The sequence below is a fragment of the uncultured Williamsia sp. genome (genome assembly GCF_947494875.1).
In the GTDB taxonomy this organism is placed as follows: Bacteria; Actinomycetota; Actinomycetes; order Mycobacteriales; family Mycobacteriaceae; genus Williamsia_A.
This window is the reverse complement of the sequence record NZ_CANLWM010000005.1, coordinates 36,797-49,539: the sequence shown is the minus strand read 5'-3', so window position 1 is coordinate 49,539 and position 12,743 is coordinate 36,797. Positions and strand designations below refer to the sequence as shown.

7 protein-coding genes are annotated in these 12,743 nt (G+C 72.8%); 4 read left to right on the top strand and 3 right to left on the bottom strand.

The genetic code is table 11. The features are described 5' to 3' along the window. Nucleotides 1-33 precede the first annotated feature (33 nt). Complete coding sequence (locus Q1A98_RS12585; protein ID WP_299573955.1) at nucleotides 34-684, top strand: TetR/AcrR family transcriptional regulator; 651 nt, start codon at nucleotides 34-36, stop codon at nucleotides 682-684. Between the two features lie 2 nt (nucleotides 685-686). Here Q1A98_RS12585 and Q1A98_RS12580 read toward each other — a convergent pair whose 3' ends face one another. Next, nucleotides 687-908 carry a DUF3618 domain-containing protein gene (locus Q1A98_RS12580; protein ID WP_299573953.1) on the bottom strand — a complete coding sequence of 74 codons (222 nt, stop codon included), beginning with the start codon at nucleotides 906-908 and terminating at the stop codon, nucleotides 687-689. A gap of 182 nt (nucleotides 909-1,090) precedes the next feature. Between Q1A98_RS12580 and bcp the strand changes: the two genes are divergently transcribed. Then, complete coding sequence (gene bcp / locus Q1A98_RS12575; RefSeq protein ID WP_299573950.1) at nucleotides 1,091-1,561, top strand: thioredoxin-dependent thiol peroxidase; 471 nt, start codon at nucleotides 1,091-1,093, stop codon at nucleotides 1,559-1,561. A 12-nt stretch (nucleotides 1,562-1,573) separates the two neighbouring features. Continuing rightward, nucleotides 1,574-2,197 (top strand): TetR/AcrR family transcriptional regulator, encoded by a 624-nt coding sequence (locus tag Q1A98_RS12570; RefSeq protein ID WP_299573947.1) that lies wholly within the window; start codon nucleotides 1,574-1,576, stop codon nucleotides 2,195-2,197. 2 nt (nucleotides 2,198-2,199) lie between these two features. Here the strand turns inward: Q1A98_RS12570 and Q1A98_RS12565 are convergent, their stop codons facing one another. Beyond that, a complete protein-coding gene (locus tag Q1A98_RS12565) occupies nucleotides 2,200-2,601 on the bottom strand; it encodes a holo-ACP synthase (protein ID WP_299573944.1) in 402 nt (133 codons plus the stop codon). Beyond that, nucleotides 2,598-11,834 (bottom strand): type I polyketide synthase, encoded by a 9,237-nt coding sequence (locus Q1A98_RS12560; protein ID WP_299573942.1) that lies wholly within the window; start codon nucleotides 11,832-11,834, stop codon nucleotides 2,598-2,600. Before Q1A98_RS12560 ends, Q1A98_RS12565 begins: the two co-directional genes overlap by 4 nt. A gap of 492 nt (nucleotides 11,835-12,326) precedes the next feature. Between Q1A98_RS12560 and Q1A98_RS12555 the strand changes: the two genes are divergently transcribed. After that, nucleotides 12,327-12,743, top strand: coding sequence for an HIT family protein (locus tag Q1A98_RS12555; protein WP_299573939.1), 417 nt, complete (start codon nucleotides 12,327-12,329; stop codon nucleotides 12,741-12,743).

Genomic DNA, 12,743 nt, shown 5'->3' with positions numbered 1-12,743 from the left:
GAGCGCCCCGATCTGCCCGATACGCTCGCCACCATGGAATCCGACGGGGCGAGCGCGCTCCCGTCCCCCCGCGAGATCGCCCGTACCGACGACGTGCGCGGCCGTCTCATCGACGCCCTCGCGACGTCCATCGTCGACCGCGGTTTCCGGGACACGACCGTCGCCGACGTCGTGCGTCTCGCGCACATGTCGCGGCGCACGTTCTACGAGCACTTCGGGGACAAGGAACAGTGCTTCGCCGCGATGCTCGCCACCGTCAGCCAGGGTCAGATGGACCTCATCTACCGAGAGATCGATCGCAGCGCGCCCTGGCGCGATCAGGTGCGTGTGGGGATCCGGACGTGGATCACCGGGGCGTCGGCGGAACCGGCGATCACGCTGAGCTGGATCCGCGACGCCCCGACACTGCGGGCGGGCGCGCGCGACGTCGAGCGCGCGACGCGGGAGGGGTTCGTCGACCTCGTCTGCGACCTCGCCGACAGCGACGACCTCCGGCGGGAGGGCCACCGCCCGCCGTCACGTCCGATGGTGGTGCTGCTCGTCGGCGGCCTCCGGGAACTCATCGCCGCACAGGTCGAGGCGGGCGCGCCGCTGGCCGACGTCACGGAGTGCGCGGTCGCGGCGACCGAGGCACTGTTCGTCGCCGAGAGCGCGCGGCCGTCCGGGACGACGACCGCGCGGTGAGATCAGCTGACGAGCTTCTTGATCGTCAGCGCCAGGACCAGGACACCCACACCGATCAGCGGGTACTTGACCGCCGGTGCGTTGAGGGTGGCGACGACTCCGTTCTTGGCGTCCTCGGCGAGACGCTGCGGGTTGGCGCGCTCGGCGAGCGAGTCCAGGGTGGAGGCCAGATCCTCGCGGGCGCGGACGATGTCGCGTTCGATGCTGTCGGGGTCGCGTGCCACGTGTCCTCCATCGTCGTCGGCGGGTCGACGCCTCGATCGGGCCCGCCGGTGGTCGTCCCGACACGGTGGCCGGGCACTCTTCTGGCAACCGTAGTTCACCGACGCCGTGACCGGACACGACCCACCGCCCGGACACCTCCGTGGCCACGACCGGCGGTCGACGCTCGGCTACCGTGTCACGCGTGACGACACGACGGCTCGCTCCCGGTGACACCGCCCCGGCCTTCACGCTGCCCGACGCGGACGGCAACCCCGTCTCCCTCGCCGACTACGCCGGCCGCAAGGTCGTCGTGTACTTCTACCCCGCGGCGTCGACACCGGGATGCACGAAGCAGGCCTGCGACTTCCGCGACAACCTCGCCGAGTTGTCCGGGGCGGGGATCGACGTCGTCGGCATCTCCCCCGACAAGCCCGCCAAGCTCGCGAAGTTCCGGGACGAGCAGGAGTTGACCTTCCCGCTGCTGTCGGACCCGGACAAGACGGTGCTCACCGAGTGGGGTGCGTTCGGCGAGAAGACCATGTACGGCAAGACCGTGACCGGCGTGATCCGCTCGACGTTCCTCGTCGACGCCGACGGGACCATCGAGGTCGCCCAGTACAACGTCCGGGCCACCGGCCACGTCGCCAAGCTCCGCCGCGACATCGCGGTGTGACCGCCATCGACCATGGGTGACCCGACGGCACCCCTGGTGCCCCGTAAGCGACCGACGCAGGAGCGCAGCCGCCGCCGGTTCGAGGCGATGCTCGTCGAGGCGAGGTCGCTGCTCATCGAGGTCGGTTTCGAGTCGCTGACGTGCGAGGAGATCGCGGCCCGCGCCGACGTGCCGATCGGGACGCTCTACCAGTACTTCGCGAACAAGTACGTCATCGTCTGCGAACTCGACCGGCAGGACGCGGTGGGGGTCCAGGACGCGTTGGCCGCGTTCGGCGAGGAGATCCCCTCGCTCGACTGGCCGCGACTGCTGGAGAAGTTCCTCGACCACCTCGCGTCGCTGTGGCGCGACGACCCGTCGCGGCGTGCCGTGTGGCTCGCGGTGCAGTCCACTCCCGCGACCCGCGCGACCGCGATGGTCCACGAGCGTGCCCTCGCCGAGATGGTCGCGCGCATCATCGCGCCTCTCACCCCGAGCCAGCGGGCGCGACGCACGATGATGTCGGAGGTGCTCGTGCACACCGCCTATTCGCTGCTCAGCTTCTCGGTGCAGGACGGCCACGACCACGCGCGCACCGTCGCCGAGCTCAAGCGGATGCTGACCGGCTACCTGCTCCTCGAGGACCCCGAGACCTGAGCTCAGGTCCGGTCCGGCGCCTCGATCACCGCGACCGCCGCCGCCGACGGCCCGTCGTGGGTCAGCGAGATGTGGACCGTGGCGTCGCGCAGGTGCTCCCCGATGGTCCCGGACAAGCGGATCGACGGGCGACCCCAGGCGTCGGTGACGACCTCGATGTCGCTGTGCTCGACCGCCTCCATCGCCGGCGGCAACGCGAACCGACTCAGCGACCACGCCTTGACCACGGCCTCCTTCGCCGCCCATCGGGCCGCGAGATGCCGTGCGTCGTCGCCGGTCCCGGCCGCGGAGTCACGACGCTCACCGACCGTGAACCGGTCGGCGAACGTCGTGCCCGCCTGCGTCATCTGCTCGGCGAACTCGGGCACCGACACGATGTCGATGCCGACACCGAGCACGCTCACCGCCGTGCCGCGCCCGACCCGGCGTACGCCGCCGGGTAGTCGCCGCCGGAGTCGAGGCGCACCGACTCGTCGAGGAGCATCGCCGCCTCACGGTCGGGGTCCGGGCCGTCGTCGCCGAGACGACGGTTCGGCGGGCGCTGGTACAGCGGCGCCCCGCCGCACATCGCCTCCAGCCGACGGCGCGCACCCTCGCGGGACCGCTGCGCCGCGGCCTCCCGGTACGCGGCCTGACGCTCGGGGTCGAGAGCGGCGACGAACGCCTCCGGGTGCACCACCGCGATGAGACCGGACACGTGGCCGAAGCCGAGGCTGGTGAGCAGACCCGCCTTGAGCGGGAACCGCTCGCCGAGATCGAGCGCCTCGGTCACCCACACGAGGTGCGGGTGCTCGCGCATCGCCTCGTCGACGCAGTCCAGGCTGCGGTTGGGCGGGACGACGCCCTCGCTGAGCATCTGGCAGAGCCCGATCAGCTGGAACGCCGCGGCACCGCCCTTGGCGTGTCCGGTCAGCGACTTCTGCGACACCACGAACAGCGGTGCACCGTCGTTGCGGCCGAGCGCGCCGGCCACCCGCTCGTGCAGGTCGGCCTCGTTGGGATCGTTCGCCTTGGTCGACGTGTCGTGCTTGGACACCACCGCGACGTCGTCGGCGCTGACGCCGAGGTCGCGCAGGGCGCGCGCCATCGGCGACTCGGTGCGACCGCGGGCCGCGCCGAGGGCTCCGATACCCGGGGCCGGGATGGAGGTGTGCACGCCGTCGCCGAAGCTCTGCGCCCACGCCACCACACCGAGGACCGGCAGTCCCATGTCCGCCGCGACGTCGCCGCGGGCCAGCAGAACCGTTCCGCCGCCCTGGGACTCGACGAACCCGGCGCGGCGGCGGTCGTTGGCGCGGGAGAACCGGCGGGGATCCATGCCCCGCGCGGCCATCGCCCCGGAGTCGGCCGTGGCCGACATGTCGCCGAACCCGACGATGCCCTCGACGGACAGGTCGTCGAAACCGCCGGCCACCGCGAACAGCGCCTTGCCGAGCCGGATCTTGTCGACGCCCTCCTCGACGGAGACCGCGGCGGTCGCGCAGGCGGCGACCGGGTGGATCATCGCGCCGTAGCTTCCGACGTAGGACTGCACGACGTGCGCGGCGATGACGTTCGGAAGCGCCTCCTGCAGGATGTCGTTCGCCTTCGACTCACCGAGCAGGGTGTCGATGTAGAGCGATCGCATCGACTCCATGCCGCCCATGCCGGTGCCCTGGGTGTTGGCGACGAGGCCGGGGTGCACCCACCGCATCAGCTCGGCGGGGTCGAAGCCGGAGCCGAGGAACGCGTCGACGGTGGCGACGAGGTTCCACAGGGCGACGCGGTCGAGCGACGACGCCATGTCGGCGGAGATTCCGTACACGGTGGGGTCGAATCCGGTCGGGATCTGCCCACCGACGGTGCGGCTCAACGAGAACCGACGCGGGACGCGGATCTCCGTGCCGGCCCGGCGGGTGACCTCCCACTCCCCCGACTCCAGCGCGGTCACGCTGGTGCGCTCGGCGTCGGACGCCGCGAACGCGCGGGCCTCCTCCTCCGAGGCGACGGTGAAGGTGAGGTCCTCGTCGAGGAAGACCGACGTGAGCAGCGGGGCCGCGTTGTCGACCATCGCCCCGTCGTCGGCGTAGCGGCGGATGCCGCAGCGCTCGACGACCGCGTCGTGGTAGCGGTCCGCGATCTCGTGCTCGGCGACGGGGTCGCCGCTCTCGGTGTCGTACCAGCCGGGCTTCGGGGTCTGCTCCCAGCGGACGAGCCCTGTGCTCCAGGCGAGTTCGAGCACACCGGCCGCGGACAGCTCTTCGGACACCTCCATCTCGAAACGGGTCCGGGCGCTCCCGTACGGGCCGAGTTCGCCTGCACCGACGATGACCACGAGGTCCGCGGGGTCGACGGCGAGTTCGGGCCATGACGGCGTGGTGCCCGTCGCCGGGCGCGCCGGCGCCGGCAGGGCCGACACCGTCACCGGCGCGGTCTCGGTGACGGTCTCGACGGTCGCGGCCTGCTCCTGTGCCTGCGCCGCGAGGGCGGCCAGGTCGAGATCGGCCTCGCCGAGTCCCGCGGTGAGGTCGGCGACGATCGGTGCCGTCCGTGCGTCGGCACGCCGTTCCGGCGCGCACAGCCCGAGCAGTTCGTCGGCCATCTCCGCCGTCGACCACGTGCGCACACCCGCGGCCTCGACCGCCGACACCATGGGGTCGTTGTGGCCCATGAGTCCGGTGCCCCGCACCCATCCGATGATCGCGTGCGCCAGCGTCACTCCGGTGTTCCACGAGGACTCCGCGGACCACCGCGCGACCAGCGCGTCGAGGGCGGCCTTGCTCTCGCCGTAGGCGCCGTCCCCGCCGAACATGCCGCGGTTGGGCGAGCCGGGGAGCACGACGTGCACGCGGCCGTCGATGTCGTGGTCGGCACCGAGCTCACCGAGGCCGGCGATCAGACGCTCGACCGACCACAGCAGGACCTTCATCTCCAGCTCGGCCCGCGGGCCGGCGTCGGACAGGTCGCCGGCCACCCGCGGCGCGGCGAAGGGGAACAGCAACGTCGGGCGCAGCGCCGGCTTGACGACCGTGGTGGAGCCGCCTGCGGTCTCCGACTGCTCGGTCCCGATCCACTCCACGAGGTCGTCGACGTCGGTGTAGGAGTACATGTTCGCCGACGAGACCCACAGGGCCGCGCCGTCGCGGGCGTGCTCGCGGTAGAGCTGCTTGAAGAACGACAGACGGGACCCGTCGAGGCGGGAGGTGGTCGCGACGACGGTCGCACCGCCGGCGAGCAGTCGTCCGACGACCGCCGCGGCGATGGACCCCGAGGAGGCGCCGGTCACCACCGCGACCTCGCCCGCGAACCGGCCCGGAGCGGGATCCTCGGCGAGATGGGCGATCTGGGCGTACACCCGGGCCCGCACACCGTCACCGACGTGCAGCGCCTTGCCCTGCCACCACGTCGCCTGCTGGGCGACCGTGTGGCCGGCACCGGCGAAGCGCCCGGTGACCGTCTCGAAGTCGGCGTCGAGGGAATGGTCGTCGACCAGCCACAGACGTGCGAGATCCTCACGGGCACTGGCCCAGCGGTCGTCGACGAGGACCGCGGTGCGGGCGTCGAAGGCCGGCGTGACGATGCGAAGCCAGTCCGAGCCGAGCTCGGCGGACACACGCTCGGACAGGACCTGTGCCGCGCGGGCCTCGTCGGCCGCGCCCGGATCGATCTCGGCGACGTCGTCGTCGAGTCCGAGCTTGCGCAGGACGGTGCGTGCCGCGCTCGCCAACGCGCCACTGCGACCGGTGAACTGCTCGGTGAGCGCACCGAGCGCCGCGGCGTCGACGGTGGCGCCACCGGCGGACTCGGCGGCCGGCTTGCTCACCGCGACACCGCGCTGTGCGCCGACCGCGGCGACCGCGGCGTCGATCGCCGCGTCGAGGGCGTCGACGGAGCCCAGCGGCCCGTCGACCAGCCCGCCGAGATCCCCGCCGCGGACCGACGCACCCTCGCGGGTGCCCAGCGCGAGCGCGACGGTGGTGTGACGGGCCCAGCCGGGCCCGAGCTGCCACACCGACGACACCCGGTCCTCGATGTGCGAGGGCCGCTTGTTGATCGGTCCGAGCACCTTGCGCAGCGCGTCGCCGACGGCGTCGGTGAGCACCGAGCCGAACGGCTTGTAGCCACGCGCGAGGGCGTCGACGGTCGACGCCAGCGAGCCCATGTCGGCCTCGGCCGCACCGTCGATCGCGCCGAGACCGAGCTCGGCGCCGACGTCGAGCAGCAGCTGGTTGCGTCGTGACGAGACACCGTCGCACAGCGCCTCGATGGTGTCGGCGGCACCGATCTGGTCCGGGCGCATCTTCGTCCACAGCGCGATGACCGCGCGGACCGCATCGGCCGGGGTGAAGGCGAGGTCGTCGGGACGGGGTCCTGCCGCGGCGGCGGGGGCCGGTGCGGCGGCGACGGGAGCGGCGGCCGGGACCGGCTCCGTGGGCTTCTCCTCTGATGCCGATCCCGTGGGATCGTCGTCGATCTCCTCGGGCGCCTCGTCCTGCGCGAGCAGGACCTGGCTGTCGCGCTCGACGTTGAGCACCTGCACGGCGGAGTCCGCGAAGTCGTCGAGCTTGAGGGTGTTGGTCGCCAGCCCGGAGAGCGTGGGGGCGGTGGCGACACCGACCTCGACGAACCGCTGGACACCGAGGCCGCCGGTCTCGCGGCCGGCGAACAGCAGGTCCTGGGTCTCTATCCAGCGGACCGGGCTCGCGAACTGCCAGGCGAGCAGCTCGACGAGGACGATCCGGGCCAGCGACGAGCGATCGGCGGACGCGGCCTCCCAGTCGTCGAGGACGTCGGCCAGCGGCTGCGACGGCACGAGGTCGGCGATCTCGACCACGAAGTCGCGATCGAGGGTGAACGGTCGCGGGACCAGGTTCGGGATGTATCGCCCGATCAGCACGTCGGGATCGAGGTTCTCGGGCAGCAGCTCCTGCAGCCGCGCACGGAACTCCGGCACCCCGTCACGCAGGACGCTCGAGTGGAACGGCACGTCGATGCCCGGGATGAGGATGAAGCCTCGCTTGCCGCCGACCTCGGCGCGACGACGCTCGATGTGCGCCTCGAGGTTCTCCAGCCCGCGGACGGTGCCGGCGATGGCGTACTGGGTGCCCCGCTGGTTGAGGTTGACGACCTCGAGGAACTCGCCGCAGCCACGCGAGACCTCGGCGACGAACGAGACGACCTCGTCGTCCGCGACACCGAACTGGCTGGGCCGGATGGCGGCGAGCCGATAGTTGCTGCGTCCCAGCTCGTCTCGCGGGACGAGGTGGTGCATGGCCTCGCCACGCTGGAAGACGACCTCGAGGACGGCCTCGAGCGGGAGGACACCGGCGCAGGCGGCCAGCGCGTTGTACTCACCGACCGAGTGTCCGCAGGTGATCGCACCCTCGACGAAGCCGCCGGCCTCGCGGAGCTCGGCGATCTGCGCGACACCCAGCGTCGCCATCGCGACCTGCGTGAACTGCGTCAGGAAGAGCACGCCGTCGGGGTGGGTGTAGGTGGTGCCCCGCGCGACGAGGCGCGTGGGGTTGTCGCGGACCACGGCGAGGATCGAGAAGCCCAGGGCCGCACGGGTGTGCGCGTCCGCGCGGTCCCAGATGTCGCGGGCCGCGGCGGAGCGGGAGCGGGCCGCGAGACCGATGCCCGCGCTCTGGATGCCCTGCCCGGGGAACGCGTAGACGGTGCGTGGGGCGGCGAGGCGTCCGGTGGCCGCGAGGACCAGGTCGCCGTCGACCGAGCAGGTGACCTCGACGACCTCGGCCCCCTGGTCGAGTCCGACGCGCTCCACGCGCACGGTCACCTCGTCACCGGTGCGGACCATGCCGAGGTAGCGGGCGGTCCACCCGAGCAGCGGGCGCGGTGCCGGGACGGGACGGTCGGCGTCGGTGGCCGTCACGACGTGCTGGGCCAGCGCCGACAGCCACATCCCGTGGACGATCGGTTCCCCCAGACCGGCGAGACGTGCGGCGCGCAGATCGGTGTGGATCGGGTTGCGGTCGCCGGAGACCGCGGCGAAGCCGTGCATCCGCGCGGGGGCGGTGACCTTCGTGGTCCGGACGAGCGCGCGGGTCGCCGAGCGCTCGTCGACCACCGCGCCGCCGGCGCGGACGGGATCGGTCAGGTCGCCCTCACCGGTCCGACCGCGGATGGCGAACCGCTCGGTGAGCGTGGCGAGAGAGCCGGTGGGACCGGTGATCTCGACGTCGACGGTCACGACCCGGCCCACGGAGACCTCGGCCACCGAGCGCTCGGTGGCGGTCACCACGACGTCGGTGTCGACGCGCGGCAGCTCGCCGGCGACGGACACGGCGTGATCGAGATGGACCAGGTCGAGGAGTCCCTCGACGACCGGGCGCCCGTCCTGCGAGCGGGCCGCACCGATGACGGCGAACACCGCGGGCCAGGCCAGCCCGACGATCGCGTCGGGGACGGCGAACCCACCGCTGCCCGACGGGGTCGACGCCGAGAGGTGCTGCGGCAGGCCGTGTGCGGTGACGCCGGCGTGGTCGGCGGCGAGGTGTGCGCCCCAGCGCGCCTCCGTCGTCGCGACCCCGTCGACCACCTCGGGCAGGTCGCCCGCGGCGACCGCGAGGATGGTCCGCATCGCGGCGGACGCGGCGTCGAGGTCGACGCGGGGGGCGCCACCGTCGACGAAGGAGGCGTCGAGCCGCATCGGGATGGTGACCGAGGCCGACGCGACGGGCACCACGAGCTCGACGCCGCCGTCGACCCGGGTGAGGGTCGCGCCGGTGGGTGCGTGCTCGGCACGGTCGTCGCCGTCGTCGAGGAACTCCCAACGATCGACGTCGCCGAGCCGGACGATCGGGTTCGGCACCATGCGGCCCGCCCATTCGACCGAGTCGGTGGCGAGCACGGTGGCGAGGACGCCGGTGTGGCCGGCGAGACCGGCGCGACGGCTGGGCACCGGGGTGGGGTCGACTCCGCGGGAGCCGAGTTCGGCGACGAGATGCGCCTCGAAGCGGTCGAGCAGTGCGCCGACGGGCTCGTCGACCTCGGTGATGCCGGCGACCGCGACGGGGCCGGGGATGACACACACCTCGTCGGCGCCGTACCGGGCGTCGTGGGCCTGCCACAGCGAGTCACTACGCCACCACCGACGCACGTCGGCATCGACGACGGGCACGAAGTTCACCGGCTTGCCGGGGGTCCGGCACAGGCCGAGGAAGAACGCGACGTCCGCCGGGTGCAGCGGGTCGGCGTCGATCTCCGGGTAGAGGCTGCCGAGCACGTCGATCGCCGCGTGCGGGTTGTCGGTGGCGGCGTCGTCGACGAATGCCGTCGCGACCTCGCCGCGGTCGGCGGGGTGCATCCGCGCCTCGGTGCGCTGCAGCATCTGCAGGAAGCGGTCGCGCCAGGTGACGTCGGCCCAGACCGGCGCGGGGCCGGGGTCGGTGCCGACGGCCAGGTCGGCGTAGCGGGTGAGCCACTGCCGGTAGGTCATCTCGGCGACGTCGCCGAAGTAGGGCTTCGCCGTCGCGTCGAGGGCGGCGATGATCTCCGCGCGGCGCTCGGCGACGGCGTCGGCGTCACCGGCGACCGCGTCGAGCAGACGCCCGCACGCGGAGGCGGCGTTGTCGACCTCGTGGATGTCCGCGCCGAGTTGGCTGCGGCCCGAGGCCATCCCGTCACGGGCGTGGCCGGCGCCGATCCAGGTGTCGCACCCGGGGGTGTCGACGAGGAGCTGCTTGACCGCGGGCGAGGTGGTCGCCTCGAGGGTGGCCATGGTGACGGTGCCCAGCAGGATGCCGTCGACCGGCATGGCCGGGTAACCGTGTGCGGTCGACCAGCGACCGGTCAGGTAGTCGGCGGCCCGCTCGGGTGAGCCGATGCCACCGCCGACGCAGATGACCGCGTTGGGCCGGGCGCGCAGCTCGGCGTACGTGGCGAGCACGAGATCGTCGAGGTCCTCCCAGGAGTGGTGACCGCCGGCGCGGCCGCCCTCGATGTGGACGATGACAGGGTGCGCGGGCACCTCGGCGGCGATGCGGACCACCGAGCGGATCTGCTCGACGGTGCCGGGCTTGAAGGCGACCCACGGGATCCCCGCGTCGATCAGTTCCTCGACCAGCGCGACGGCGTCGTCGAGTTCGGGGATGCCGGCCGAGACGACGACACCGTCGATCGGCGCGCCTGCGGCGCGGGCCTTCTGCACGAGACGCTTGCCGCCGAGCTGCAGCTTCCAGAGGTACGGGTCGAGGAAGAGCGCGTTGAACTGCGCCTGGCGGCCCGGCTCCAGGAGGGTGTGCAGGCGATCGAGGTTCTCGGCGAGGATCGCCTCGGTGACCTGCCCGCCACCCGCGAGCTCGGCCCAGTGGCCGGCGTTGGTCGCCGCGGCGACGATCTCCGGGTCGACGGTCGTCGGGGTCATGCCCGCGAGCAGCATCGGCGAGCGCCCGGTCAGACGTGTGAACGCCGTCTCGACGACGGTGCGGCCGTCCGGCAGCTCGGCGAGGGCCGGCGCGTGCACGCTCCACGGGGACGGGACCGACGGGACGCCGCCGGGGGCGAAGATGTTGCGCTGGCCGCCGCGAGAGCTCGCCGGGATGCACCCGATGCCGCGTCCGCGGACGTTGGGCACCGACAGCCGCGTGGCCGAGTCGGAGGGGCCGAGATCCAGGAGCCAGCGCACACCGGCGTCGGCGACGTCGTCGAGGCTGCGCACCCAGTCGCACGGCGCGACGAGGATCGCCTCGGCGAGACCGCGCGCCCAGGCCGAGTCGAGGCCACAGCGGCCCGCCCACTCGGCGACCAGGTCGACGGCGTCGGCGAGGGCGGGGTGGTGGAACGCGATCGACACGTCGATCGGGTCGAAGGTGGGCGCGAACGGGGCACCGCCGGTGGTCTTGGCCTTGCGATCGGCCGCCTCGGCCGCGGCGATCGCGGCGCAGCGCTGTTCGATCGCCGTCAGCTGACGGGGGGCACCGGACACGGCGACGGACCGCCGCCCGTTGCGGATGGCGACCACGGGCGCGATGAGGGCGTCGTCACCCACCAGCGACGCGCGGTGCTCGTCGAGCACGGCGGCAAGGCGGGCGGGGTCGACCTTCGACACCGAGACCATCGGGGTGCCGTCGGCCGTGACCACCAGACCCGTCCGCCGGGCGACGGTGGCGCCCGCCGCACCGATGAGGTGCGCCACCGCGAGCAGCGCGCCACGGCCGCCGGCGTCGGAGACGACGTCGGCGGCGAGGACGCCCTGGGAGTGGCCCGCGACCGCGGTCGGGGCGATCTCGGCGGTGTCGAGGCCCTGCTTGGCCAGCGCGGCGAGGGCCGCCATCTGGGAGAGGAGGATGCCCGGGACGGACTGAGCCGCGCCGGCGAGGACGGTCGGGGCCGGCACGGTGCGGTCGGCGGCGAGGCCGTGAACCCACGCCAGGGGGTCGAACCCGTCGGGCCGCACGGCGTCGATCTCGCCGACGACGGGCTCGACGAGCCGCTCGGCAGCGTCGACCACCTGCGCGAGCGAGTGGTCGAGCTCGGCGTCGATCACGAGTTCCGCCAGCGCGGGCAGCCACGGTGTCCCCTGTCCGCCGAACGTCACGGCGTAGGGCGTCCCTCCGCGCAGCCGCGCGATCAGGGTGTCGGTGTGGCGGGAGGACGGCGTGCCGTCGGTGCCGTTGCGGAATTCGTTGACCGTCACAGGGGATCTCCTCGGGGCGTCGGTGGACGTCGGGGCGGGTGATCGTCGGCGTCCGCGACGGGACGCACGACGAGCGGGACGACATCGATGTCGGGTGCGGGCCGATGGACACCCCGGTGTGACCGGGATGCGGTGTGTCACCGCGGCCCTCCGCCGATCGTCGGCGGAAGTCGTTGTCACGGAGACGAACAGCGCAGTCACTCATCCGATGTGACCGGGCTGCCGTCTGCCGTGCGGACGAGAGACATCGTCGCACACGAAAATGAGGGATCCCTCATGTTCTGGGGTGACCCGTGGGTATACCCGTCGGTATCCCCGCGGGTAACAACGACGACCCCGACGACCTCCGGTGACGTGGTCCGGCACGGCGCAGGTCAGCGCGCCGCGACGCGATCGGGCGTCTGATCTCCGAGGTGGAGCTGTTTCGTCATCAAATCGTTATCGAATGCGGCCGCGTCGACCGCGGTCTCCGGCGGTTCGTACTGTGACCGCATGGACTGCGTCTTCTGCGCGATCGTGGCCGGCGTGGCCCCGTCCCGGCAGGTCTACGCCGACGACGACGTGGTCGCGTTCCTCGACATCCGGCCGGTGAAGCCCGGCCACACCCTCGTCATCCCCCGCCGACACACCCCGGACCTGGCCGGTCTCCCCGCAGAGGACGGTGCTGCGGTGTTCGCGGGTGCGGGTCGCGTGGCCGCGGCTCTGCGTGCGTCGACGATCGCCGCCGACGGGGTGAACCTCGTCCTCAACGACGGGCGCGCGGCGTTCCAGACGGTGTTCCACACGCACATGCACGTCGTGCCGCGCCACCACGGTGACCGGCTGTCGTTCGCGAAGGGGTTCGTCACACGCCGCGACCCCGATCCCGACGCCACCGCCGCGGCCATCCGGGCTGCGATCACGGCCTGA